Annotated in this window: 22 protein-coding genes and 1 tRNA gene; 4 read left to right on the forward strand and 19 right to left on the reverse strand. The window is 67.0% G+C overall.

The window, feature by feature from the left end; all coding sequences use genetic code 11:
- Positions 1 to 482: 482 nt before the first annotated feature.
- From ABD104_RS06745 to ABD104_RS06760, 4 genes are read right to left on the reverse strand one after another with little or no spacing between them, the layout of a single operon-like run.
- Positions 483 to 1,097 (reverse strand): glutathione S-transferase family protein, encoded by a 615-nt coding sequence (locus ABD104_RS06745; protein ID WP_279814199.1) that lies wholly within the window; start codon positions 1,095 to 1,097, stop codon positions 483 to 485.
- A gap of 14 nt (positions 1,098 to 1,111) precedes the next feature.
- Entirely contained in the window at positions 1,112 to 2,182 is a 1,071-nt protein-coding gene (locus ABD104_RS06750) for a phenylacetaldoxime dehydratase family protein (protein WP_343927306.1), read from the reverse strand.
- 23 nt (positions 2,183 to 2,205) lie between these two features.
- Positions 2,206 to 3,837, reverse strand: coding sequence for an MFS transporter (locus ABD104_RS06755; protein ID WP_279814193.1), 1,632 nt, complete (start codon positions 3,835 to 3,837; stop codon positions 2,206 to 2,208).
- Positions 3,838 to 3,872: 35 nt separating this feature from the next.
- On the reverse strand, positions 3,873 to 4,811 hold the full coding sequence (locus tag ABD104_RS06760) for a carbon-nitrogen hydrolase family protein (RefSeq protein WP_207958655.1): 939 nt from the start codon (positions 4,809 to 4,811) through the stop codon (positions 3,873 to 3,875).
- Between the two features lie 117 nt (positions 4,812 to 4,928).
- On the opposite strand from ABD104_RS06760, the gene ABD104_RS06765 reads away from it, so the two are divergent.
- Positions 4,929 to 5,822 (forward strand): LysR family transcriptional regulator, encoded by an 894-nt coding sequence (locus tag ABD104_RS06765; RefSeq protein WP_343927307.1) that lies wholly within the window; start codon positions 4,929 to 4,931, stop codon positions 5,820 to 5,822.
- 15 nt (positions 5,823 to 5,837) lie between these two features.
- Here the strand turns inward: ABD104_RS06765 and ABD104_RS06770 are convergent, their stop codons facing one another.
- From ABD104_RS06770 to ABD104_RS06800, 7 genes are all read right to left on the reverse strand, one after another.
- Positions 5,838 to 6,317 carry a VOC family protein gene (locus ABD104_RS06770; protein ID WP_087839366.1) on the reverse strand — a complete coding sequence of 160 codons (480 nt, stop codon included), beginning with the start codon at positions 6,315 to 6,317 and terminating at the stop codon, positions 5,838 to 5,840.
- A gap of 159 nt (positions 6,318 to 6,476) precedes the next feature.
- Positions 6,477 to 6,564 (reverse strand) — tRNA-Ser (locus ABD104_RS06775).
- 61 nt (positions 6,565 to 6,625) lie between these two features.
- Positions 6,626 to 6,976, reverse strand: coding sequence for a GFA family protein (locus ABD104_RS06780; RefSeq protein ID WP_087839365.1), 351 nt, complete (start codon positions 6,974 to 6,976; stop codon positions 6,626 to 6,628).
- Between the two features lie 19 nt (positions 6,977 to 6,995).
- A complete protein-coding gene (locus ABD104_RS06785) occupies positions 6,996 to 8,900 on the reverse strand; it encodes an ABC transporter ATP-binding protein (RefSeq protein WP_343927308.1) in 1,905 nt (634 codons plus the stop codon).
- Positions 8,900 to 10,363 (reverse strand): ABC transporter permease, encoded by a 1,464-nt coding sequence (locus tag ABD104_RS06790; protein ID WP_343927309.1) that lies wholly within the window; start codon positions 10,361 to 10,363, stop codon positions 8,900 to 8,902. Before ABD104_RS06790 ends, ABD104_RS06785 begins: the two co-directional genes overlap by 1 nt.
- 4 nt (positions 10,364 to 10,367) lie before the next feature.
- Positions 10,368 to 11,345, reverse strand: a complete 978-nt coding sequence (locus ABD104_RS06795) for an ABC transporter permease (protein WP_279814174.1) — start codon at positions 11,343 to 11,345, stop codon at positions 10,368 to 10,370.
- Positions 11,342 to 13,639: an ABC transporter substrate-binding protein gene (locus ABD104_RS06800; RefSeq protein WP_343927310.1), complete on the reverse strand. Its 2,298-nt coding sequence runs from the start codon at positions 13,637 to 13,639 to the stop codon at positions 11,342 to 11,344. The genes ABD104_RS06795 and ABD104_RS06800 overlap by 4 nt, the downstream gene beginning before the upstream one ends.
- Before the next feature lie 202 nt (positions 13,640 to 13,841).
- On the opposite strand from ABD104_RS06800, the gene ABD104_RS06805 reads away from it, so the two are divergent.
- The gene (locus ABD104_RS06805) at positions 13,842 to 14,807 is read left to right on the forward strand and encodes a Bug family tripartite tricarboxylate transporter substrate binding protein (protein ID WP_343927311.1); all 966 of its coding nucleotides are present in this window, start codon (positions 13,842 to 13,844) and stop codon (positions 14,805 to 14,807) included.
- 12 nt (positions 14,808 to 14,819) lie between these two features.
- Here the strand turns inward: ABD104_RS06805 and ABD104_RS06810 are convergent, their stop codons facing one another.
- Positions 14,820 to 15,548 (reverse strand): OmpW/AlkL family protein, encoded by a 729-nt coding sequence (locus ABD104_RS06810; protein WP_343927312.1) that lies wholly within the window; start codon positions 15,546 to 15,548, stop codon positions 14,820 to 14,822.
- A gap of 178 nt (positions 15,549 to 15,726) precedes the next feature.
- Between ABD104_RS06810 and ABD104_RS06815 the strand changes: the two genes are divergently transcribed.
- Together ABD104_RS06815 and ABD104_RS06820 are read left to right on the forward strand one after the other, a co-directional pair.
- Positions 15,727 to 16,641 (forward strand): YihY/virulence factor BrkB family protein, encoded by a 915-nt coding sequence (locus tag ABD104_RS06815; RefSeq protein WP_087839534.1) that lies wholly within the window; start codon positions 15,727 to 15,729, stop codon positions 16,639 to 16,641.
- Positions 16,642 to 16,679: 38 nt separating this feature from the next.
- The gene (locus ABD104_RS06820; RefSeq protein ID WP_343927313.1) at positions 16,680 to 16,988 is read left to right on the forward strand and encodes a hypothetical protein; all 309 of its coding nucleotides are present in this window, start codon (positions 16,680 to 16,682) and stop codon (positions 16,986 to 16,988) included.
- A gap of 16 nt (positions 16,989 to 17,004) precedes the next feature.
- Here the strand turns inward: ABD104_RS06820 and ABD104_RS06825 are convergent, their stop codons facing one another.
- The 7 genes from ABD104_RS06825 to ABD104_RS06855 all read right to left on the reverse strand — a co-directional run bounded on the left by ABD104_RS06825 (position 17,005) and on the right by ABD104_RS06855 (position 23,722).
- Positions 17,005 to 17,205 carry a hypothetical protein gene (locus ABD104_RS06825; protein ID WP_343927314.1) on the reverse strand — a complete coding sequence of 67 codons (201 nt, stop codon included), beginning with the start codon at positions 17,203 to 17,205 and terminating at the stop codon, positions 17,005 to 17,007.
- A 76-nt stretch (positions 17,206 to 17,281) separates the two neighbouring features.
- The gene (locus ABD104_RS06830) at positions 17,282 to 17,674 is read right to left on the reverse strand and encodes a RidA family protein (protein WP_124692289.1); all 393 of its coding nucleotides are present in this window, start codon (positions 17,672 to 17,674) and stop codon (positions 17,282 to 17,284) included.
- A gap of 33 nt (positions 17,675 to 17,707) precedes the next feature.
- The gene (locus ABD104_RS06835; RefSeq protein WP_425543316.1) at positions 17,708 to 18,895 is read right to left on the reverse strand and encodes an acyl-CoA dehydrogenase family protein; all 1,188 of its coding nucleotides are present in this window, start codon (positions 18,893 to 18,895) and stop codon (positions 17,708 to 17,710) included.
- Between the two features lie 107 nt (positions 18,896 to 19,002).
- The gene (locus ABD104_RS06840; protein ID WP_087839531.1) at positions 19,003 to 19,857 is read right to left on the reverse strand and encodes an enoyl-CoA hydratase family protein; all 855 of its coding nucleotides are present in this window, start codon (positions 19,855 to 19,857) and stop codon (positions 19,003 to 19,005) included.
- A 17-nt stretch (positions 19,858 to 19,874) separates the two neighbouring features.
- The gene (locus tag ABD104_RS06845; protein WP_087839357.1) at positions 19,875 to 20,417 is read right to left on the reverse strand and encodes a MarR family winged helix-turn-helix transcriptional regulator; all 543 of its coding nucleotides are present in this window, start codon (positions 20,415 to 20,417) and stop codon (positions 19,875 to 19,877) included.
- Between the two features lie 10 nt (positions 20,418 to 20,427).
- A complete protein-coding gene (locus tag ABD104_RS06850) occupies positions 20,428 to 21,201 on the reverse strand; it encodes an SDR family NAD(P)-dependent oxidoreductase (protein ID WP_087839356.1) in 774 nt (257 codons plus the stop codon).
- Between the two features lie 127 nt (positions 21,202 to 21,328).
- Positions 21,329 to 23,722, reverse strand: coding sequence for a bifunctional salicylyl-CoA 5-hydroxylase/oxidoreductase (locus ABD104_RS06855; protein WP_087839355.1), 2,394 nt, complete (start codon positions 23,720 to 23,722; stop codon positions 21,329 to 21,331).
- Positions 23,723 to 23,730 lie beyond the last annotated feature (8 nt).

Here is a 23,730-nt window from a genome sequence, read left to right on the forward strand (position 1 = left end):
CTCGCCCACGAAACCGATCTTCAACGGGGTCTGCGCCGCGGCCGTGCCGCTCAGCGCCATGCCCAGTACACAACCCCACAAACGTATTTTCATTGTCCGTCTCCTCGCGAAGGCAAGCGCGATGCGCCCTATTGGCTCATGACCTGCCACTCGTTCACACGTTTTTATAGAAAATGATTTTTTCTTGTATTTTTTGAACAAAATTCTCTAAAAACCCACCAAAAACATTCCGGTCAGAGCCACGTCATCAAGCCATGAATCGCTTGAATCTTATGTCTCGACGTTTTTAATGAAAATAGACTATCTACACATGAGCATGGATAATCGAAACATTCCCACGAGTGTTTTCCCGAGAAAAACGATCGATTCGACAAATGAATCACCGTCCCTCTGCTGCTTCATTCGTCTGCCCCAAGCACTTGCATAAACAAAAAGCCCCTGGATCTCTCACGAAATCCAGGGGCGAAAGGCAAGCGACGTCGCTACGCTTCAGTCCCCGCCTTTGGCATGGGGACAAAACCCGGCAACGCCTCGATTCGGCCTAGCCAGGCCCGGATGGCCGGATACGCCTCGAGCGACAACCCGCCCTCCGGCGCATGCGCGATATAGGTGTATGCCGAGACATCCGCCAGCGAAGGGCGTTCCCCGGTGGCGAACGAGCGCCCGGACAATATCGACTCCAGGACCGGGAAGAGCTTCAGGCTGGTCTCCACCGCATTGCGCAGGGGGACCAGTTCTTCCCCATAGACCCGCCATCGTCGCGCCGCGCACGGGCCGAATGCGATAGGCCCCGCCGCCAGCGAGAACCACTGCTGCACGAGCGCGCTTCCTTCCGGGTCCTCGGGCAGCCAGGCAGGCCCGCCGTATTTCTTCGCCAGGTACACCAGGATGGCATTCGAGTCATGAAGAACCGTGTCGCCATCGACGATGACGGGGACCTGCCCGAAAGGATTCATCGCCAGGAATCCGGGCGTCCGCAAGGTCCCTCCGTGCGGATCGACGTCGATCTTCTCGTAGGGCAGGCCGAGCAGGGACAGCATCAGCTGCACGCGATGGCCATGTCCCGAGTAAGTCATCGAATACAGACGGATGGGCATGGCGGGGGCCCCGGTCAAGGCGATGCCACACCATGCCCCCACGCCCGGGCGAAGCGCAGCAGGCCGGTGCCGGCATGGCAGTTCACATATTCGAAAGAAGGCGTGGCGCCGATCACGAAGACTTCGTGCCAGGTGACGACGCTGCGTTCGGCCCCGTACTGCCGGCGCTTGGCCAGCGCGTGCCTGAAGATGTCGAGGTGGCTCTTGTGGCTGGCCGCCCACCGCTCGAGCGGCGCCAGGGAAAGGAAATAGCCGTGCTTGGACGTTTCCCTGAGCTCGTTGCCTTCGCGGTCCAGCGCGACCAGCGAACGCAGGGACAGGCACCCTGTCGTGCCGGCATGGTCCTTGAGATACGCCATGCCCGTGTCCAGCTTGGGCTGCAGATTGGCGTAATAGTCGTCCAGTTGCTCGCCTTCGGCCCGCGCCCAATACTGGCCCGAGCGGATGTTCACCACGTTGGGCGGTACGTCTATCCTGATCCGCCTGCCGGCGCCGGCATCGAACCCGCCTTCGGGAGCCTCGTCCCCATGGGGGGAGTCCAGCGGATCCACGGCCGAAATGGGAAGCCGGTCGCGCATGGCGCCGAAATAGCCGGCGACATACATGGGCTCCAGTTCGCAGCCGTTCGTGCGCGCGATGCCCGCACGGTAGTAAGGTTCGGAGAAAATCGTCTCGACCCGGTCGTAGGGCACGACCAGGGTTTCGCGCCAATGGCCCACCGCTTCCTTTTCCCGGTCCGGCGATGCGAACCAGCCGTTGAATGCGTCGCGGTGCTTCCAGGCCGCGTACCGCGTCAGGTCGACCCAGTATGCGATGACGATGGAATTGGCGAAGCCGGCCTCGTCCGTGCACCGGACCTCGTCGAAGCAGTCCGGCCCCCACGGGCTGGCGAATGCCGCCCGGGCCCTGTCGAAGAAGGCCCGTTCCGCGCCCAGGTCCGAGGGCTGGCGCTGCACGGCGATGTAGTCCGCCACGACCGTCGTGACGGGTGCGCTCCACCGGACCTGGAACTTCGGTGCCGCCGGGGCGAAGTCCCCCGGCCGCCGGGCCGGTATCGTACGCGGGTATTCGATATGAAAACTCATGCTGGGCTCACTGATGCGGATGCTCAGGCTCGGCCAGGGGCGCCGTGCAGCCCCGGCGACTCTTCTTCGACGGGCTGCTCGCGCAGGAACAGGCCGCCTATCACCACCGACAAGGCCGCGAAGATCACCGGATACCAGAGGCCGAAGTAGATGTCGCCGGTAAAGGCGACCATCGCGAACGCCACGGCGGGAAAAAAACCCCCGAAGATCCCGTTCCCCACATGGTAGGGGAAAGACAGCGCGGTATATCGGACACGGGCGGGGAACATCTCGACCAGCGCAGCGGCAAGAGGAGCATAGACCATCGCGAAAAAGACGCACAGGATGACCAGCAGCAGTATCACCATCCCGTGGTTGACCCGCGCGGGATCCGCCTGGCTGGAGTAGCCGGCCTGCTCGAGCGTGGACTTCAGCGCCGCGGCGTCGAAGCCGGTCAACGTGGTGCCCCCGATCTGCGTGACGGGGCTGACGGCGGCCGGATCCGCGACGTTGTCGTAGGGCACGCCCGACTTGGCCAGCAAGGCCTTGACGTTGTCGCATTCCGTCACGGGCGGATTCTTGCCCAGCAGGTCGATCTGCACGTTGCAGGTGCCGGGCGCGGCGCGCACCGTGACCGGGCTGGACGTCGAGGCCGCCTGCAGGCCGGGATTGGCGTATTGCGTCAGCGCCTTGAAGACCGGGAAGATCGTCAGCGCAGCAAGCAGGCAGCCCGTCAGGATCACCTTCTTGCGGCCGATCTTGTCCGAGATGGCCGCGGCGCACCACATCATGGGCAGGCAGATCGCCAGGGAAATGGCGTTCAGGAAGCTGGCCGTGCCTATGTCCAGCCTGAGCGTCTGGGTAAGAAAGAAGAACGAATAGGTCTGCGCCGTGTAGAGCACCGTCGTCACGCCCATGACCAGGCCGAACAGGGCGATCAGCATGGCCTTGATGTTGGCCCAGCTGCCGAAGGTTTCCTTGATCGGCTGCCGGGACGTCTTGCCCTCGGCCTTCATCTTCATGTAGACGGGAGATTCATGCAGCACCGTGCGGATATAGACCGAGATCGCCAGCATGACCGCGGAAAGCAGGAACGGAATGCGCCAGGCCCATTCCTCGAAAGCCTCGCCGAAGCTCGTGCGGCAGACATAGACCACGAGCAGCGCCAGGATGGAGCCGCCGGCGCCGGTCATCTGGATCCAGCTGGTATTGCGCCCTTTCCTGCCCCGGCTGGCATGCTCGGCCACGTAGATCGCGGCCCCCCCGTATTCGCCGCCCAGGCCCAGGCCCTGCAGCACCCGCAGCAAGAGCAGGAGAATCGGCGCCAGAATGCCGACCTGCGCATACGTCGGAATCAGGCCCACGCAGAATGTGGCGCCGCCCATCAGCACGATGGTGATGAGGAAGGTGTACTTGCGCCCGATCATGTCGCCCAGGCGGCCGAACAGCAGCGCCCCCAGCGGACGCACGGCAAAGCCGACGCCGAAGGCGATCAGCGCGAACAGATACGCGCTGGACGGCGACAACGGCGCGAAGAACAGCTTCGAGAACACCGACGCCACCGCGCCAAACAGGAAAAAGTCGTACCACTCGAACAGCGTGCCCAGCGTGGACCCGACGATGACGAGACGTTCGTGTTTCTTGGAATGCTTGATCGTTGATGTTTGTGCCGACATGATTTCTCCCAGTTCCCCAACGACTATCGACGCGCTCAGTCGGCCACGAAAGTGACTGGCTGCATGGGCGTGGTGTTCACGGTCAGACTGAAAATGTCCGGGCGGGAATAATGGCCGCAGACGTCGAAATCCACGTTGCTGGCCCTGCCTATCCCGGTATCGATGTCCGCGTACAGGATCGTCTCGGTATCGAACACCGGCCCCGCCAGGACCTCGCCCAGGGGACTCACGATCATGCTGCCGCCACGCATGAGATAGTCTTCGTCCGCCGCCTGCATGCCGAAATCCTCGCGATAGAACGGCGGATACTCGCCCAGCCTGATGGCCTGGCACGCGCTCAGCACGTGCACCCGCCCTTCCAGGGCGACGTGGATCATCGTGGGCGCCCAGCTGGCACGGTCATCGGCGGTCGGGGCGCAGTAGATTTCCGTCCCCTGCGCGTACATCGCCTGCCGGAATGCCGGCATGTAGTTCTCCCAGCAGATGACCGAACCGATGCGGCCCAGCGGGGAATCCACCGGAGCGATCGTCGAGCCGTCGCCAAAACCCCAGATGATGCGTTCCTGGCCGGTCGGCATCAGCTTGCGGTGAAAGCCGGCCAGGCCGGCTCCAGGGGCAAGCGTGACGCTGGTGCAGTACAGCGTGCGCCCCATCCGCTCGATCACCCCCATCACGACGTGGACACCCGTCTCGGCACAGACCTCGCCCAGCAACGCCAGCTCTGGACCATCCAGGGTAACGGCACCCTCCATGTAGCGCCGGAAATGCGCCCGTCCGATATCCGTGCGGCGGCCGACCACGGTCCCGAACGCGGAACCCTTGGGATATCCCCCAAGAAAGGCTTCCGGAAAAACGATCAGCGACGCCCCTTCCCCCGCGGCGGTACGGATCAGGCCGGCAGCCTTCTCCGCCGTCTTCTGCGGCTCGAAGGGGACCGACGATGCTTGGACGACAGCAGCCTTGAACATCCACATACTCCCGAGGCGACATTTTCAGTGGGCCTCCATTCTCGTGACAGCCAGGTGTCCCGTCCATCCGAACGTATCGAACATCATGTTCTAATAAACTGCACACCAGGACACAAGACTCCCATGCAGATCCCCGCCTACCGCTACTTCCTCGCCGTCGCCGAAACCGGGTCGATCCGGCGTGCCGCCGAGCTGATGCATTTGAGCCCGTCGGCCATCAGCCGCCAGGTCCAACTGCTCGAACACGCGTTTCGCTCCCCCCTGTTCGAGCGGAACCAGACCGGCATGGTACTGACCGAAGAAGGCCGCATCGTGGCCACGCAGATGCGCAACAGCCTGCGCGACATGGAGCTTGCGCGGGCGCGCATCGATGAACTACACGGGCTGGTGCGAGGCAACGTCGGCCTCGCCTCGATCGAAGGCGTCATGACCGGCTGGCTGCTGCCCGCCATCTCCCGGTTCCGCGCCTCGCACCCGGGCATCACCTTCGATGCCCGGGTCGCCGGCTCGGAACAGGTCCTGCGCCTGGTCCACGACGGCACGGTGGACCTCGGCATTGCGCTGGCGCCGGACGAACACGACCCCGACCTGGAGATCGTCCACCGCTTCGTCACGCGCTACGTCGTAGCCGTCGCGCCGGACCATGCGCTGGCCCGGCGCCGCCGCGTCGACCTGAAGACGCTGCTCGCGCAGCCGCTGGCCCTGCTCGATGCGAACTTCGAGACCCGGCGCTGGCTCAACCAGGCCGCGACGCGCCGGCAACTGCCGCTCACGGCCGTCCTCAACCTGGACCACATCGAGAGCATCAAGCGCGCCGTGCGTGGCGGGGAACTTGCCACGGTGCTGCCGGACTATGCCGTGACCACCGACGCGGCGGCCGGGGAGCTTGTGATGATCGAACTGGAAGGCGCCTCGGCGGCGCGGACGGCCACCGTGCTGTGCTGCCGGAGGGGCCGGGTACAGACACGCGCGGCGCGGGCGGTCATCGACCTGCTGGCCGGCTGCGGGCCGGCCTGAGCCGGATATCGCGCGTCAGCCCCGCCGCGCGGCCACGATCGCGGCGACGTCGATTTTCTTCATCTCCATCATCGCCGCGAACGCGCGCTTGGCTTCCCCGCCGCCGGCAGCCAGGGCCTCGGTCAGCACGCGCGGCGTGATCTGCCAGGAAATACCCCATTTATCCTTGCACCAGCCGCATGCGCTTTCCTGGCCGCCGTTGCCGACGATGGCGTTCCAGTAGCGATCGGTTTCTTCCTGATCATCGGTGGCGATCTGGAACGAGAACGCCTCGTTGTGCCTGAAGGCCGGCCCGCCGTTCAAGCCCAGACAGGGAATGCCGGCCACCGTGAACTGGACCGTCAGCACGTCGCCGGTCTTGCCGGATGGATAGTCGCCGGGAGCACGGTGGACGGCGTGCACCGCGCTGTCGGGAAAAGTCTTGGCGTAGAAGCGGGCCGCCTCCTCGGCGTCCTTGTCGTACCACAGGCAGATCGTGTTCTTGGCGATGGTCATGGCGGGTTCTCCTGCATCGGGAAGACGTCTGGGAAGATTACGCCAGTCGGGGATGGCGGGCGGGTCCGCGAACATTTTGAAGCCATTTTGCCTTGGGGCGGCCCGGCGGCAAGAAAAACCCCTTGATCCTCAACTGAATCAAGGGGCTTTCACGTTCTCTGGCGGAAGCGGTGAGATTCGAACTCACGAACGGTTGCCCGTTGCCGGTTTTCAAGACCGGTGCAATCGACCACTCTGCCACGCTTCCCTATGCGGCGCCAGGAGCGGAATGATAATCCATTTTAGCCCTCCCGCCCCTGCCGGCCCGCCTAGAAGCTGGCCCCATCCACCCGCTTGATCTGCAAGGCGTCCAGGTCGATGGACGGCACGCAGCGCAGGTTCACCGCCCGCATGGGCGTGCCGTCGGGCATGGCGCCGCGGGCGAAGGATTGCGTGCCGCAGGTGGCGCAGAACATGTGCTCGATCTTGTGGGCGTGGAAGAAATAGGACCGCAACTGGTCCTGGCCCTGCTTCAGCCTGAACTGGCCTTCGGGCACGAAGCTCAGCAGGAAACCCTTGCGGCGGCAATGGGAGCAGTTGCAGCTCATGGCCTGGGCGGGCACGGGGGCGTCGACCTCGAACGCGACGGCCCCGCAATGGCAACTTCCTTCGTACGACATGCTTGGTCTCCTTGTTCGTTCAGGCCGCCTCGACGTCGAAGCGCGGCACGGCGTCCAGCAGCTGCCGGGTATAGGCGTGGTCCGGCCGGGTCAGGACTCGCTCGGCCGGGCCGGTCTCGACGATGCGGCCGCCCTGCATGACGGCGATGTCGTCGGCCAGGTATTCGACCACGCCGAAGTTGTGGGTGATGAACAGGTAGGCGATACCCATGTCCCGCTGCAAGGCGTGCAGCAGGTTGAGGATCTGCGCCTGCACCGAGACGTCCAGCGCCGAGGTCGGTTCATCGCACACCATGAGCTTGGGCTCGACCGCCAGGGCGCGGGCGATGGCGATGCGCTGGCGCTGGCCACCCGAGAATTCGTGCGGGTAGCGGTCGCGGGCATCGGCGCGCAGCCCGACCTGGTCCAGCAGGCGCAGCATGGCGGCCTGGCGGCTGGCGGCGTCCAGGTCGGGACGCAGCGAGGCCAAGCCCTCGTCCAGGATCTCGCCCACGCGCATGCGTGGATTCAGCGAGGCGTAGGGGTCCTGGAAGATGATCTGGATGTCGCGCCGCAGGCGCTTGAGCTGGCGGCCGCCGGCCCGCAGCAGGTCGTGCCCCTGGAGACTGGCCTGGCCCGAGATCGTGGCCACGCCGTCCAGCAGGCGCAGCAAGGCCTTGCCGGTGGTGGTCTTGCCGCAGCCCGATTCGCCGACCAGGGCGAGCGTCCTGCCGGTATCCAGCGACAGGCTCACGCCGTCCACCGCCTTGACCCAGCCGGTGGTGCGGCGCAGCACGCCCTTGCGGATGGGGAAATGGACCTTGAGGTCGATCACGCTCAAGAGACCGGATCCGGGCGCGGAGGCGGCGCAAGCCGGCGCGGGCGCCGCCACGGCGGCCTCGGACGGCGCCACGACGTGCACCTCGGGCAGCGGCTCGGCCTTGCCCGCCGCGCGGGCGGCGTCGATCTCGGCCAGCCGGACGCAGCGCACGGCGTGTTCGGGCGCATCCTGGACCAGGGGCGGCGGCGCGGCGTCGCATTCGGCTGCGTGGGCCGGGCAGCGCTGGGCGAAGCGGCAGCCGCCGAAAGCCTGGTTCAGGGCGGGCACGGTGCCGGGAATGGCGGCCAGGTGCTCGCCGCGGCGGCCCATGCTGGGCAGCGCGCCGAACAGCAGCCGCGCATAAGGATGGCGGGGATGGCGGAAGAATTCGTCGGCCGGCGCGGACTCGACGATCTGGCCGGCATACATCAGCGCGACGTGGTGGGCCATGCTGCGCACGATGCCCAGGTCGTGCGTGATGAGCATCATCGCCATGCCGAGCTGGGCCTGCAGGGCGCTCAGCAGTTCCAGGATCTGCGCCTGGATGGTGACGTCCAGCGCCGTGGTGGGCTCGTCGGCGATCAGCAGTTCCGGTTCGGCCGCCAGCGCGATCGCGATCATGACGCGCTGTTTCTGGCCGCCCGACAACTGGAAGGGATAGTCGTCCACCCGCCGCTCGGGCTCGGGTATGCCGACCCGCCTCAGCCACTCGACGGCCTTGGCGCGCGCGGCCGCCCCGCGCAGCGAGGTATGGGTGGCGATGGTCTCGACGATCTGGTCGCCCACCCGCATGACCGGGTTCAGGCTGGTGGCGGGTTCCTGGAAGATGATGCTGATCTTGCGGCCCCGCACGGTGCGCATGTCGCGCTCGGGCAGGCGGTTCAGGTCCACGCCTTCGAGCAAGGTCTGGCCGCGCTCGATCCGCCCGGCGTCGGGCAGGAGCCGCAGCAGCGCCAGCGCGGTCATGCTCTTGCCGCAGCCGGATTCGCCCACCAGCGCGAAGGTCTGGCCGCGCGCGATGGCCAGGTCGAGCGCATCCACGGCATGGACGACGCCGTGGTCGCTGTCGAGCCGGACGTCCAGGCGGCGCACGTCCAGCATGGCGGTTTCCGCGGGGGCGTTCATCAGCGGTCCTCCAGCATCTTGGCCGAACGGGCCCTGGCCCACGCCGGCCGGTAGGCCCGGGCGCGCGGATCGAAGGCCTCGCGCACGGCGTCGGCGAACAGGTTGGCGGACAGCACCAGGGCCAGCATGAAGGCGAAGGCCGACAGCAGGCTCCACCAGATCATGGGGTCGCGCGACATCTCCAGCCGCGCCAGGTTGATCATGGATCCGAACGAGTTCATGGACGGATCGACGCCCACGCCCAGGTAGGACAGCACGGCCTCGTACAGCACCAGGGTCGAGAAATCCAGCACCACGGTGATCAGCACGATGTGCATGACGTTGGGCAGCAGGTGGCGGGTCATGATGCGCACGGGCGAGGCGCCGAAGGCGCGCGCGGCCAGCACGTAGTCCAGCTCGCGCAGCTTGAGCGTCTCGGCCCGCAGCAGGCGGCACAGCCCCGCCCAGCCGGTCACGCCCAGGATGATGCATAGCAGGAACAGGCGCAGGTCGGCGCGCTCGGCGCCGGTCTCGAACAGGTCGGGGTTGTTGTCGATGAAGACCTGCACCATGAGCACGCAGGCGGCGATCAGCAGCACGCCCGGGATGGAGGTCAGCGTGGTGTAGACGTACTGGATGATGTCGTCGACCCAGCCCTTGAAGTAGCCCGCCATGATGCCCAGCGCCAGGGCCAGCGGCAGGGTCGCCAGCGTGGTCAGGCTGCCGATGACCAGGGCCGTGCGGAAGCTCTTGACCGTCTGTACCAGGACGTCATTGCCGGTGCTGTCGGTACCCATGACGTGATAACCGGTGGACAGCGACACGGCCGCCCCCGCCAGGATGGCGATGATGCCGAAGGTCAGCAGCATGGGCGCCAGCGGCACGGCGGTGCGCCGCTGGACGATGTCGCGCCACGCCCCGGGAAAAGTCTGCCCGCCGCGCTGCGCCAGGGCGCCCGCCACCAGCAGGGCCACGACGCCGGCCAGCAGGCCGCCGGCCACGACGCCTACCGCGGTCCGCCGCAGCACGTCTCCCAGCCACTGGCTGTCGGGGTCGGCCAGGTGCGCGCCGCCGTGGCGCAGGCGTGGATAGTCCCGCACCGGCTTGCCGTCGACCAGCATGGATTCCTTGGTGAACTGGCGCACGGCCAGCGGGGCCGAGTAGGTCTTCTCGCGCCCGGCCATGGGTTTTTCCAGCAAGGCGTCGAGCACCGAGCGGGTGACCGGGGAGTAGGCGCGCGCGCCCTTCCCCCCATTGACCTCCACCGATTCCAGCAGGGGCCGGTAGTGCATGGAATCGAGCAAGCCGATCGTCACGAATACGCCCAGCACCACCACGGCGCACATGGCCGGCGTATCCCGCGCCACCCTGGCCCAGGTGGCCCGCAGGTTGGGCGTGCGGCGGGCGTGCCAGGCATAGCAGGCCACTCCCAGCACCAGCAGGAACAGCGCGACGTCGGTCCACAGAAAGACGATCTTGGGCATGTTCTTACTCGAAACGCACGCGCGGATCCGCGATCGTGTAGGAGATGTCGGCCAGGATCAGGCCGATGATGTAGAGCACCGAGCCGATGAACACCATGGCGCGCACGATGGCGAAATCCTGGGCGTTGATGGCGTCCATGGTGTAGCTGCCCAGGCCGGGGATGCCGAAGAAGGATTCGGCGATCAGGCTGCCCATGAACAGCAGCGGGATGGCCGAGATGGTGCTGGTCAGGATGGGCAGCATGGCGTTGCGCAGCACGTGGCGGAACAGGACCAGGCGCTCGGACAGGCCCTTGGAGCGGGCGGTGCGGACGTAGTCCTTGCCGATCTCCTCCAGGAACAGCGCGCGATAGAACCGCGCCTCGGGCCCCAGCTTGGCGATGATGGCCACCAGCACGGGCAGCACCAGGAAACGCACGGCATCCAGTCCGCCGGCGAAGCCGGACAAGGGGACGAGCCGCAGGGTCTTGGAGAAGAGATATTGTCCGGCAATGATGTAGAACAGCGCCGAGATGGATAGCATGGCCACGCACAGCACCACGCCCCAGAAGTCCAGGTAGGTTCCCCGGAAGAACACCAGGAGCAGCGCGAACGCCACGCTGGCGAACAGGCCCAGCAGGAAGGTCGGCACCGCCAGCGCCAGGCTGGGCCCCACCCGCTGCCGGATCTCGTAGCCGATGTCCCGGCCGGCGTCCGAGGCGCCGAAGTCGAACACGAACAGCCGGGCGGAACGGTCGAAGAAGATGGTATCGGTATAGCGCCGCGCGCCCTCGGCCTGGGTATTGATCAGCAGCGGCTTGTCGTAGCCGCGCTCGACCTTCCATTTCTCGATGGCGTCGGCGGTGACCCGACGCCCGCCTATGGACAGGCGCGCCATGTCATCGGGCGTGTTGACCGCGAAGAACAGCATGAAGGTGAACAGGTTGACGCCGATCAGGATCAGGACCCCGTACAGGATCCGGCGCACGATGTAGGCGGTCATGCCGCATCTCCCGTGGGACGGTCGGTATGGACGGCCACGGCGCGGTCGCGGCGCCGGACCATGCGCCATGCGGGCACGGCCAGAAGGACCAGCAGCACCACCGCCAGCGCCACCGGCCACCAGACCGGCTGGTTCCATTCGGCGATCTTGCGGGCCCGCAGGGCGGAATCGATCTTCATGAACTGGAGGTTGTTGCGTATCATCTGGGTCGGCTTGCCGTTGCCCACCCATTGCTGGTAGGCGCCGCCCGACTTGGGGAAGTAGCCGAACATCCACGCGGCATCGGTCTGCACGATGGCGACCATGCGGGCGATCAGGGCTTCCTTCTCGGGCCCGTCGTCCAGGTATTTCATCCGCTCGAACAGCTTGTCGAACTCGGGATTGACGTAGTTCGAGGCGTTCTCGCCCCCCTCCTTCGCCTTGCCGTTCGGGCCGTAGAGCAGGAACAGGAAGTTCTCGGCATCGGGATAGTCGGCGTTCCAGCCCCACAGGAAGATCTGCGCCACGCCGCGCCGCATCTTGTCCTGGAAGCGGTTGTAGTCGGTGGAGCGGATCTCGAGCTGGATGCCCAGCTTGCCGAACTGGCGCTGCAGCCAGTCGAACTGCGAGCGGGCGCCGGGCGAGACGCCGCCCATCGCGTCGTAGTTCAGGACCAGGGGCTGGCCGGTCTGCGCGTTGCGGCCATCGGGGTAGCCCGCTTCGGCCAGCAGCCTCTTGGCCTCGGCCAGCGGCTTGCGGGTGACCTTGTCGCCGTCTATGTCGTAGACCACCGGATTGGCGCCGGCGGGCGGATCGCGATAGCCCAGGAGGCCCGGCGGCAGCGGCCCATGTGCGACCTGCGCCTGGCTGTTCTCGAAGATGGTGACGTATTCCTCCCAGTCCACCGCGATGCTGATGGCCTGGCGCAGCTTGCGGTTACGCTCCTCCTGGGCGGGATTGTCGCCCTTGCCGACGACCGGATCCAGCCAGTTGAAACCCATGTACCAATTCTGGGTCTCGACCGTGGTCGGCAGCTTGAGCCCGCGCTCGGCGTACAAGGCCGCCTTCTCCTTGGAATCACCGGCCGCCACCAGGTAGGCGACGCCGTATTCGCCCCGCTCGGCCTGCGGCACGTCGTAGTAGCCCTGCAGGAACTTGCCCTGCAGCGGCACGCTTTCCTTCTCGATGTTGAAGACGATGCGGTCGATGAAGGGGGTGGGCTTGCCGCAGTCCTCCAGCAGGCCGGCGGCGCGGTCTTCGTCCGTGCCTTCGCAGGGATAGGGTTCGCCGCGGAAATTGGGATTGCGCGACAGCACGTGGCGGCGGTTCTCGCGGTACTCCGTCAGCATGTACGGCCCGGTCCCCACCGGCCAGTAGTTCAGGGTCAGGTTGCGCTCGGCCATGCCGGCCTGGCTGTAGAACTGGTCGGCCTCCCAGGGGATGGGCGAGAAGAAGGTCATGGCCAGCCAGTACTTGAACTGGGGGTACTTGCCCTTGATCCGTATGCGCAGCGTATGGGGATCCAGCGCCTCCACGCCCTCGAAGGCGTACTTGCGGAAGTCCAGCCACGGCAGGTCGCGCGTGGTCGGGGCCAGGCCCTTGCGCAATTCGGCGTCGGCGGCGCGGATGCGGTCGCCGTACTCCTTGAAGCCGACGATGTAGTCGGTCATGTGCGCGTAGATGGGCGACACCACGCGGGTGGTGGCCAGGCGGCGGATGCCGTAGACGTAGTCGTCGGCGGTCAGCTCGCGCGAACCGGTGCGGGGAAAGTCCGGGATGGCGTACTTGCCTTCCAGGTCGGCCGGCGCCAGGTGCCGGTACAGGTCCCTGCCCGCCTCGTCCACCGCGAAGGCGGGGTGCGGCTGGAACCGGATGCCGGGCTTGATGGGGATGTCGTAGACGCTTTGCACCACCTGTTCGCCCGGCACGTCGTCCGGCAGGCGGTTGCCCTGCGCGTCCAGGTAGACCGGGTCGACCACCCGCCCGGCGGCGCGGGGCACGAGCTGGTAGGGCCGCTTCAGGTAGTCGTAGCCGTACAGCGGTTCGTAGATCTGGTAGGTGTAGGGGGTCTCGTCGACCGAATAGGAACTGGCCGGGTCGAGGTACTTGGGCGAGCGCTGCGTGAACGCCGTGTACATCACGTTCTCGCGCTCGGCGCCGGCCGCGTAGGGGCTGTTCAGCGGCGTGCCGCCGTCGGGGCCGCCGGGCGAGCAGCCAGCCGCGACGACCGCCGCCACCGCCAGGAGGAGTCTTCTGGCCCATCCGCACGCGCCCTGTGCGCCCTGTCTCGAACCCTCAGCGCGCGTCAGGCGCATCGACCACCTCCCCGGAGTAGCGTTCTGATGAGAATAGCAAAAACCGTACCGTTGACCACACCGGTTTCGTTAAGGAATACCCCGAAACTTCCCGTGCCAGGCATGTCGATATAGGCAACCGGCATATCCCGGGCGGGGATTTTCATTACCCGGCGCGGCGCACCGCCCTTAGGATGGGGGGTTCGCAGCAAAGAGGGAAATCATGTTACGCCACGCCACCCTGACGATCTCCTGCCTGCTGGCGGCCACCGCCGCGCAGGCCGACACCTATCCTTCGCGCCCCATCACCCTGGTGGTGCCGGGCCCGGCGGGCGGCACGCCCGACGTCGTCGCCCGCATGGTCGCCGACAAGCTGCGCACCCGCCTGGGGCAGCCCGTCATCGTCGAGAACAAGGCCGGCGCCAACGGCTTCATCGGCTCGGCCGCCGCCGCCAAGGCTCCGGCCGACGGCTACACGCTGCTGATGGGCTTTGCCCAGACCATGGCGGTCAATCCCGTCACCTTCAAGAAACTGCCCTACGACCCCGTCAAGGACTTCACCGCCGTGGCGCGGCTGGTGGATTTCGAGCTGGCCCTGGCCACTCCGGCCAGCGTGCCGGCGGCCTCGCTGGGCGAGCTGGTGTCCTGGCTGCGGGCCGGGCGCGGCAAGTACTCGTATGGATCGTTCGGCGCCGCCTCGCCGTCGCAGTTCGCCGGCGACATGTTCAACCGCAAGGCGCAGCTGGACATGCAGCACGTCCCCTACAAGGGCTCGGCGCCCCTGGTGACCGATCTCGTGGGCGGCCAGGTGCAGTTCGGTTTCGTGGTCCTGCAGGTCGCGCAGCAGCTGGCCCAGGGCGGCAAGCTGAAGATCCTGGCCGTGACCGGAGAGCGCAGGCAACCCGCCGCCCCCGGCGTCCCGACCATGACCGAAGCCGGCTACCCCGACGTGAACGCCACCGGCTGGTACGGGCTGTATGCCCCCCAGGGCACGCCCGCCGCCGTGGTGAACAAGCTGGACGAGGCCGTGGGCCAGGTGATGAAGGACGCCGACGTCCAGCGCAAGCTGATCGAGCAAGGCGTGAATCCGGCCTACGCCGGGCACGACGCGCTGGCCGCCTACACGCGCAGCGAAATCGCGCGCTGGCGCGACATCGTGGCCCAGACCGGCTTCAGCGCGCAGGACTGACGCCGGCGCCGTTCAAAAACGGTAGGTGACGGCCAGCATGCCCACGATGGGGTTGATCTTCAGGTCCGCCTGGCTTTCGATCGTACCCACCGGCGTGCCATGGGTACGCAGGCGGGCACGGGTCTTGACCGGCAGGTAGGACACCGACAGCAGCGCCCCCCAGTTCCTGTCGATCTGATAGGCGGCGCCGGCATTGAGCACCGGCGCCCATTTGCTGTCGACCTCGGCCTCGGTCTTCAAGCCGGGATTGGTGTTCCGGGTGACGGTGGCCGACACCGCGCGCTGGAAGCCATCGGTCAGGCGCACGTCCGAATACCAGATGTAGCTCAGACCGGCTCCGACGAAAGGCCGGAAAGCGCTGTCGGCCGGGCCGAAGAAATACTTGAACACCACGGCCGGACTCCACTGGCGGGCGGAGCCCAGCAGCCCCACCGGCGCCAATGCCTGTTCGCCATTCAGCTTGAACCGGGGCGGCACGCCCAGGACCAGTTCGGCCGCGACGTGGTCGGTCAGGAAACGCGTATAGGTCAGCCCCAGGGTATCCGCGCTTTCCAGGGACGATCCGGTGTCGGGTACGGGCCCCGCCACCGCGCCGGGCGCAACGATGGCCAACGGCTTGCTCGTATCCTGCGGAGCGAGATGCATCCAGCCCACGCCGAAGACGTTGGATCCGGCGCCTTGCGCGTGAACCGCCGCGGCGCACAGGGTTCCCAGCATGGCCAGCAGGATTCGATGCTTCATGAATGTCTTTTCCGAATGTTCCGGGTCGCGCGGCGATGCACATTTAACCTGCCGATGGTCGCATATCGGTAACGCGTTAGCAAAATCTACATTTGCGTCGGTTTGTGTTCGGATACTGACGCTGCGCCGCCCCACGCCCAGAATGGAGCCATGCCGTTCCCGCGGAGGTTGCGCCGCCATGCCCCTGGGCCCTTACCTGGACCGTCTGCGCCGCGTGCTCATCGTCGCGCTGCTGTGGGACACCGCGCGCCGGTGGTCCGATCACCGCGCCGCCAGCAAGGGCGCGGCGCTGGCCCTGTACATGGTGTTCTCGCTGGCGCCCATCCTGCTGCTGGTCATCGCCATCGCCGGCGCCTTCTTCGGCGAGGATGCCGTGCGCAACCAGCTCGTCAGCCAGATCGGCTCGCTGACGGGGCGCCAGGGGGCCGAGGCCATCCAGACCGTCCTGGCCAGCGCCCAGCAATCGGACAAGGGCTGGGCCGCCGCCCTGATCTCGACCGTGCTGCTGATGTTCAGCGCGACCACGGCCTTCTCGGAACTGAAAGAGAGTCTGGACGAGCTGTGGGACGTGCCATCGTCCAGGACGTCCGGCATCTGGGCCCTGGTCCGCGGCCGGCTGCTGTCGTTCGGGTTGGTGCTGGTACTGGCCCTGTTCCTGCTGATCTCCCTGGCCATCAACGCCGCGCTGGCCGCCCTGCAGGAATACTGGCACGCGTACTGGGCCGAATCGGTGTTCTCGACGGCGGCGCTGCTGGTGTCCAACCTGTTTTCGTTCGCCGTGGTCACGGCGCTGTTCGCGGTGGTGTTCAAGCTGCTGCCCAGTATCCATATCCCCTGGCGGGAGGTCGTTCCGGGCGCGCTGATGACGGCCGTGCTGTTCCTGATCGGCAAGGGCGTCATCGGCCTGTACCTGGGTCACGGCAGCGTGGCGTCGTCCTACGGCGTGGCCGGTTCGGTCATCGCGCTGATCCTGTGGATCTACTATTCGGCGCAGATATTCTTCTTCGGCGCCGCCTTCACGCGGCAATACGCCGATACCTTCGGCAAGGGCAAGCGCAGTATCGCGCAGGCATTGGACGAAATCCCCCGTTGAAGTAGGATAGCTTCACCCGGTACGCGGGGGAGACGACGATGGCCGCGCTGCATCCCTACATCAGATTCCTGGGCAGTCTGCCGCAGTTCGAGATCGACCATCATGCGGGCACCGCCATCGAGCTGCGCAGCGGCGTGGTGGTGGCCAAGTACGAAGGCGAAAAACCGCATCACCGGCATTGCCTGGCGTTGACCTGGCCCGGCCAGGCGGCCGACCGGCCGGTGCTGGTGTCGGCCACCAAATACGTGCCGCTGCAGGTGGGCGAAGCCATCAAGCTGGGCGCGCCCCGCGCCGAGCTGTTGGAAGCCAGCCGGCACATCTTCGTCGAGGCCGGCGAATGGCACTGAACCGCGCGCCCGCCTTCTAGGGCACCAGCGGCGGATCGATCCAGACGAAGGTTTCGCCGCGCTGGATCATTTCCGCCACGTCCTCGGGCGGCACCTCGTAGTCGGTGCCCATCAGGCTGGCCGCGCCCGTGTCGTGGATGTGGATGATCGACGGCGGATCGGTGTCGATGAAATACCAGTAGTACCCGGGCTTGAGGCTGTGGGGGGTCTCTTTCACGATGGCTCTCCGTATGTGCGAACGTCCATGCATGAGATGATACCCATCCCCTCCACGCGACGCGACCCGGATACGGTCAGTCCGGAATGACCGCCGTCACCTCGATCTCGACCTGGGCCTCGTCCTCGACCAGGCCGGCCACCTGCACCGCCGTCATCGCGGGGAAATGGCGGCCGATGATCTCGCGATAGGCCTTGCCGATGTCCTCGTAGGACGCGACGTAGACCCGCTTGTCCAGCACGTACCAGGTCATGCGCACGATGTGCTCCGGCCCCGCGCCGGCCTCGGCCAGCACCTCGACGATGTTGGCCAGCGCCTGCCGGACCTGGCCGGCGAAGTCCTTGGCGCGGAACACGCCGTCGGGCTCCCAGCCTATCATGCCGCTGATGAAGACCTGCTTGCCGCGTGCGGCCAGGCCGTTGCTGTAGCCGCGGGGGCGGGGCCATCCGGCCGGCTGCAGTATCTCGATGTTCGGTGCCATGGGTTCTCCTTTCGTCGTTCTTCAGGCCGCGCCCGCCGCGCGCAGCAGCTCGCGGGCGATGATCAGTTGCTGGACTTCGGTGGCGCCTTCGTAGATGCGCAGCGCGCGGATCTCGCGGTACAGCCGCTCGACCGTCTCGCCGCTGACCACGCCCTGCCCGCCGAACATCTGCACCGCCGCGTCGATCACGCGCTGCGCGGTCTCGGTGGCGGTCATCTTGGCCATGGCCGCCTCCTTGGTGATGCGCGCGCCGCCGTCGCGCATCCAGGCCGCCCGGTAGGTCAGCAGCGCCGCGGCGTCGACGCCGGTGGCCATTTCGGCCAGCTTCGCCTGGGTCAACTGGAAATCGGCCAGCGTCTGGCCGAACATGCGGCGCGAGGTCGCGCGCGCCAGCGCCTCGTCCAGGGCGCGGCGGGCGAAGCCCAGCGCCGCCGCGGCCACCGAGGTGCGGAAGACGTCCAGCGTGGCCATCGCGACCTTGAAGCCCTGCCCCGGCTCGCCCAGCCGCTGGGACACCGGCACGCGGCAGCCGTCGAAACGCAGCCGCGCCAGCGGGTGCGGCGCGATCACGTCGATGCGCTCGGCGATCTCCAGCCCGGGGGTATCGGCATCGACCACCAGGGCGGTGATGCCGCGCGCGCCCGGCGCCTCGCCGGTCCGCACGAACACCACGTAGAAGTCGGCGATGCCGCCGTTCGAGATCCAGGTCTTGCTGCCGTTCAGCACGTAGTGCGAACCGTCCTCCGTGGCCGCGCAGGCCATCGCGGCCACGTCCGAGCCCGCCTCGGGTTCGGACAGCGCGAAGGCGGCGATGGCCTGGCCGGCGGCCACGCGCGGCAGATAGCGCGCGCGCTGCTCGCCGGTGCCGAACAGGCTGATCGCGCCCGACCCCAGGCCCTGCATGGCGAAGGAAAAATCCGCCAGGCCGTCGTGATAGGCCAGCGTCTCGCGGATCAGGCAGACGGCACGGGTGTCGATGGTGTCGGTCAACCCGCCGTGCTCCAGCCCGGCCACGGCATAGCGCAGCCAGCCGTCCTCGCCCAGCGCGCGCACCAGCCCGCGGCAAGTGGCGTCGGTATCCCCGCCATGGGCATGCGCCACCCGCCGCGCCGCCCAGGGGTCGAGCTCCGCCACCAGTTCCTGGTGCCGCAGCTCGAAGAACGGCCAGGCCAGGTGCTGCCCCCTGCTCAAATTCGATGTCTCACTCATCTCAACTCCACTGAATTACTTTCCAGGGCGCCGCGGATCTGGCTTTGCCAGTCAGCCAGCGCCGCCCCCTGGGGGGCGCGCGTCAGCGCGAAGGGGGGGCCTCCCCTTCAGTCCCCTTCGAAGACGGGCCGTTGTTTCGCCACGAACGCGTGATAGGCGCGGTGGAAATCATTGGTGGCCATGCAGATGGCCTGGGCCTGCGCCTCGGACTCGATGGCCTGCTCGATGCCCATGTTCCATTCCTGGTGCAGCATGCGCTTGGTCATCGCGTGGGCGAACATCGGCCCCTGCGCCAGGCTGGACGCCAGTTCGTAGGCCTGGTCGGACAAGGTTTCCGGTTCGCACAGGCGGTTGAAGAACCCCCAGCGCTCGCCCTCGTCGCCGCCCATCGAGCGACCGGTGTACAGCAGCTCGGACGCCCTGCCCTGTCCGATCACGCGCGGCAGCAGCGCGCACGCGCCCATGTCGCAGCCGGCCAGGCCGACGCGGGTGAACAGGAAGGCAGTCTTGCTGCGCGCGGTGCCCAGGCGCATATCCGACGCCATCGCCAGGATGGCCCCCGCGCCCGCGCACACGCCGTCCACCGCCGCCACGATGGGTTGCGGGCAGGCGCGCATGGCCTTCACCAGGTCGCCCGTCATCCGCGTGAAGGCCAGCAGCGACGGCATGTCCAGGCGGGTGAGCGGACCGATGATGTCGTGCACGTCGCCGCCGGAACAGAAATTGCCGCCGGCGCCCTGCACCACCACCGTGCGGATGTCGTCGGCATACGCCAGCGCGCGGAAGAAATCGCGCAGCTCGGCATACGAGTCGAAGGTAAGCGGATTCTTGCGCTCGGGCCGGTCCAGCGTGACGATGGCGACCGCGTCGCGCACCTGCAGCGAGAAATGCCGGGCCGCGTAGTCGGCCATGGCGGTACGGCCGCCGTGCAGCATCTGTTTTTCCCCATGAACATAGCGCATGGTCGTCATCCCCTGTTCTATTTGCGTTCGGTGGTGGGCAACCGGTCGGTCAGCCCCTGTTTCAATTGCGACAGCAGTTCGATCAGCGTGTCCTTGGAAGCCGCGGGCAGGGTCGAGAACAGCTCGACGATCCATTGCTCGTGCACGGCCGCCATCTTGGCGAAGGCCTTGCGTCCGGAGGGCGTGAGCTTGACCACGAAGGCGCGCCGGTCTTCGGGCGAGGGCTCGCGCACCACCAATTTTTCTTGCTCGAGCTGGTCGGTGATGCCGGTGACGTTGCCGCCGGTCACCATCATGCGCTGCGACAGCTCGCCCATGCGCAATCCCTCGGGATGCCGCTCGAGCTGGGCCATGAGATCGAAGCGCGGCAGGGTGATGTCGAATTCGGCACGCAGCCTGGACCGGATCTCGGTCTCGATGCGCACCGTGCAGGACAGCATGCGCAGCCACAGCACCAGCGACTGGTGGTGGTCCTCGGTCAACCTGGCTTCCAGGTCGAGCACCGGCGCGGGTTCGCGCCCCGCGCCGGTTGCGGTCTCGTCGACGGGCTTGCGAGCCATCTTTACTCCTTCAAGTGACTTCGCCGCCCGCGACCGCGATGGCCTGGCCGTTCATCGCGGCCGAGGCGGGCAGGCACAGCCAGACGGCGGCATTGGCCACTTCGTCGGGCTGCACCAGCCGCTTCTGCGGGTTGAACGCGGCCAGCGCCGCCGTGGCCTCGGCCTGGCTGCGGCCGGTGCGGGCGGATATGTTGGCGATGGCCTCGCGGCCCAGGTCGGTTTCGGTGAAGCCGGGACACACGGCGTTGACCGTGACCCCCTTGGTGGCGACCTCCAGCGCCATCGCGCGCGTCAATCCGACGACGCCATGCTTGGAGGCGCAATAGGCCGCCGTGTAGGTATAGCCGATCAGGCCGGCGGTGCTGGCCACGTTGACGATGCGCCCCCAGCCGGCTTCCAGCATGCCGGGCAGGACCGCGCGCGAACAATAGAAGCTTCCGCTCAGATTGACCGCCAGCATGCGCGCCCACAAGGCATCGTCGGTCTTGCCCACGGACGCCGATTCCGCCTGGCCGGCGTTGTTGACCAGGATGTCGATGCGTCCGGCCGCGCGCACGGCCTCGGCCATGCCCTGCTGGACCGAGGCCGAGTCGGCCACGTCCATCCGCACCCGATGCGCGGCGCCCAGCGGCGCCAGCGCCGCCACCGCGCCATCCAGCGCAGCCAGGTCGCGGCCCGTCAGCGTGACCGCGGCCCCCTGGCGCAACAGCTCGCGGGCGATGGCGAGGCCTATGCCCCGCGCGCCGCCGGTCACCAGCGCATGCTTTCCGTTCAATTGATCCATGAGCTATGTCACCACTCCATCGTATGACTCATGCCCAGACCCAGGGCACCGCGGATCCGGCTTTGCCGGTCCGCCAGTGCCGCCCCCTTGAGGGGGCGCCCGAAGGGCGTAGGGGGTGGTCCCTTCCTTACTCCAACAGGCGCGCGGCGATTTCGCGCGGCGACATGCCCTGGGTCGCGGCGGCCATCTGGCGTTCGCGTTCCAGGTTGCGTTCCAGTTGCAGGCGGCCCGCATAGTATTGCTTGGGCCACGTCACGTCCCATCCCATCTTCGCCGATTCCAGCAGCGTCCACGCCGGATTGGCGAGGTGCGGCCGGGCCAGCGCGCACAGGTCGGCGCGCCCGGCCGCGATGATGCCGTTGACATGGTCGGCCTCGAAAATGGCGCCCACCGCGATGGTCGGGATCCCGGCCTCGTTGCGGACGCGGTCGGCGAACGGCGTCTGGAACATGCGCCCGTATACCGGCTGCTCGCGCTTGCTGACCTGGCCCGACGAACAATCGATCATGTCCGCGCCCGCGGCCTTGAACAGGCGGGCGATCGCTACCGCGTCGTCCGGCGTGATCCCCCCCTCGACCCAATCGTGCGCCGAGATGCGCACGCTCATGGGCTTGTGCGCGGGCCAGACCTCGCGCATCGCGGCGAAGACCTCGAGCGGATAGCGGCAGCGGTTCTCCAGGCTGCCGCCATACTCGTCCGTGCGGCGGTTGGTCAGCGGGGAAATGAAGGTGGACAGCAGGTAGCCGTGGGCGCAGTGCAGCTCCAGCCAGTCGAAGCCGGCCTTCTCGGCCTCGAGGGTGGCCCGTACGAAATCGCCCAGGATGCGCCGCATGTCGTCATGCGTGGCCGCGCGAGCCACCTGCGACACGCCCGGCAGATACTGTTCCTCGGACGCGGCGATGAGCGGCCAGTTGCCGGACTCCAGCGGCATGTCCGTGCCTTCCCAGGCCAGCTTGGTCGACCCCTTGGGGCCGGCGTGCCCGATCTGCACGGCGATCCGGGCATCGGTATGCTCGTGCACGAAATCGACGATGCGCTTCCAGGCCTCGGTATGCTCGGGGCGGTAGAGCCCGGGACACCCCGGCGTGATGCGCGCGTCGGCCGACACGCAGGTCATCTCGGCGACGACCATGGCGGCCCCGCCCATCGCGCGGCTGCCCAGGTGCACCATGTGGAAATCGCCCACCGTGCCGCCCACCGCCGAATACTGGGCCATGGGCGACATGACGATGCGGTTCTTCAGGACCAGGTCGCGCACGCGCAACGGCGTCAGCATGGGGGGAATGGGCTTGCCGCGCGGCTCGGGGGGCTCGGCCAGGCCGGCCGCCGCGAACGCCTTGCGCGCGAACCAGCGCTCGTAGCCTTCCACATAGGACGCGTCGCGCAGCCGCAGGTTCTCGTGCGACAGGCGCTGGCTGCGCGTCAGCATGGAATAGGCGAACTGCTCGGGTTCGAGGTCGACGTAGCGGTCGACGTTCTCGAACCACTCCATGGAATTGCGCGCCGAGCTCTGGATCTTCAGCACCTCGATGGCCCGCACCGCCTCGTAGCCGGCCATGACGCCCTCGAGATCCTGTCCCTGGTAGGTATCGAAGCAGCGCGCCAGCTCGATCGCGTCCTCGAGCGCCAGCTTGGTGCCGGAACCGATGGAGAAATGCGCGGAGTGGGCCGCGTCACCCATCAGCACGACCGGCACGCGCTTGCCGTCGATGTCGTTCCAGTGGACCCAGCTGCCGCAGACGATGCGCGGGAAACGGATCCAGTTCGCCGACCCGCGCAGGTGGGGCGAATTGCTCAGCAGCGGCTGGCCGTCCAGGTACTTGGCGAAGAGTTTTTCGCAGAAGGCGATGGCCTCGGGCTGGCTCATCTTGTCGATGCCGGCGCGCTGCCAGACCTCGTCGGGCGTCTCGATGATGAAGGTCGAGGTATCGCCGTCATACTGGTAGGCATGCGCCTGGAACCAGCCGTGCTCGGTTTCCTCGAACGCGAAGGTGAAGGCCGGGAACAGCTTCTTGGTGCCCAGCCAGACGAAACGGCAGGCGCGGGTCTCGATGTCGGGCTTGAAGACGTCCTCGTAACGCTTGCGGACCTTGCTGTTCAGCCCGTCGCAGGCGATGACCAGGTCGGCCCCGTAGCGGCGGGCGACTTCCTGGTCGTCGTCCACTTCGGTCTCGAACACCAGCTCGACGCCCAGCTCCTGGCAACGGTCCTGCAGGATGTTCAGCAGGCGCTTGCGGCCGATGCCGCAGAAGCCATGGCCGCCCGACGTGATGGTACGTCCCTTGAAATGGACGTCGATGTCGTCCCAATGGTTGAAGGACTGGAGGATGCGGCGCGCGGTGGGCTCGTCGGCCTGCACCAGGTTGCCCAGCGTCTGGTCCGAGAACACCACGCCCCAGCCGAAGGTATCGTAAGGACGGTTGCGCTCGATGACGACGATGCGCGATGATGGATCACGCTTCTTCATCAAGAGCGCGAAATACAGCCCGGCGGGCCCTCCTCCGATGCACGCGATATTCATGAGTCCTC

It is taken from the genome of Pigmentiphaga daeguensis, from assembly GCF_039523035.1.
Taxonomy (GTDB): Bacteria; Pseudomonadota; Gammaproteobacteria; order Burkholderiales; family Burkholderiaceae_B; genus Pigmentiphaga; species Pigmentiphaga daeguensis.

Bases quoted from the DNA above. Each gene is read 5' to 3' on its own strand.
- ABD104_RS06855 (WP_087839355.1), bottom strand. From the start codon at position 23,722: ATGAATATCGCGTGCATCGGAGGAGGGCCCGCCGGGCTGTATTTCGCG.
- ABD104_RS06780 (WP_087839365.1), bottom strand. From the start codon at position 6,976: ATGTCGTACGAAGGAAGTTGCCATTGCGGGGCCGTCGCGTTCGAGGTC.
- ABD104_RS06765 (WP_343927307.1), top strand. From the start codon at position 4,929: ATGCAGATCCCCGCCTACCGCTACTTCCTCGCCGTCGCCGAAACCGGG.
- ABD104_RS06795 (WP_279814174.1), bottom strand. From the start codon at position 11,345: ATGACCGCCTACATCGTGCGCCGGATCCTGTACGGGGTCCTGATCCTG.
- ABD104_RS06750 (WP_343927306.1), bottom strand. From the start codon at position 2,182: ATGAGTTTTCATATCGAATACCCGCGTACGATACCGGCCCGGCGGCCG.
- ABD104_RS06835 (WP_425543316.1), bottom strand. From the start codon at position 18,895: ATGAGTGAGACATCGAATTTGAGCAGGGGGCAGCACCTGGCCTGGCCG.
- ABD104_RS06805 (WP_343927311.1), top strand. From the start codon at position 13,842: ATGTTACGCCACGCCACCCTGACGATCTCCTGCCTGCTGGCGGCCACC.
- ABD104_RS06755 (WP_279814193.1), bottom strand. From the start codon at position 3,837: ATGTCGGCACAAACATCAACGATCAAGCATTCCAAGAAACACGAACGT.
- ABD104_RS06820 (WP_343927313.1), top strand. From the start codon at position 16,680: ATGGCCGCGCTGCATCCCTACATCAGATTCCTGGGCAGTCTGCCGCAG.
- ABD104_RS06790 (WP_343927309.1), bottom strand. From the start codon at position 10,363: ATGCCCAAGATCGTCTTTCTGTGGACCGACGTCGCGCTGTTCCTGCTG.
- ABD104_RS06845 (WP_087839357.1), bottom strand. From the start codon at position 20,417: ATGGCTCGCAAGCCCGTCGACGAGACCGCAACCGGCGCGGGGCGCGAA.
- ABD104_RS06770 (WP_087839366.1), bottom strand. From the start codon at position 6,317: ATGACCATCGCCAAGAACACGATCTGCCTGTGGTACGACAAGGACGCC.
- ABD104_RS06760 (WP_207958655.1), bottom strand. From the start codon at position 4,811: ATGTGGATGTTCAAGGCTGCTGTCGTCCAAGCATCGTCGGTCCCCTTC.
- ABD104_RS06800 (WP_343927310.1), bottom strand. From the start codon at position 13,639: ATGCGCCTGACGCGCGCTGAGGGTTCGAGACAGGGCGCACAGGGCGCG.
- ABD104_RS06810 (WP_343927312.1), bottom strand. From the start codon at position 15,548: ATGAAGCATCGAATCCTGCTGGCCATGCTGGGAACCCTGTGCGCCGCG.
- ABD104_RS06785 (WP_343927308.1), bottom strand. From the start codon at position 8,900: ATGAACGCCCCCGCGGAAACCGCCATGCTGGACGTGCGCCGCCTGGAC.
- ABD104_RS06815 (WP_087839534.1), top strand. From the start codon at position 15,727: ATGCCCCTGGGCCCTTACCTGGACCGTCTGCGCCGCGTGCTCATCGTC.
- ABD104_RS06840 (WP_087839531.1), bottom strand. From the start codon at position 19,857: ATGCGCTATGTTCATGGGGAAAAACAGATGCTGCACGGCGGCCGTACC.
- ABD104_RS06745 (WP_279814199.1), bottom strand. From the start codon at position 1,097: ATGCCCATCCGTCTGTATTCGATGACTTACTCGGGACATGGCCATCGC.
- ABD104_RS06850 (WP_087839356.1), bottom strand. From the start codon at position 21,201: ATGGATCAATTGAACGGAAAGCATGCGCTGGTGACCGGCGGCGCGCGG.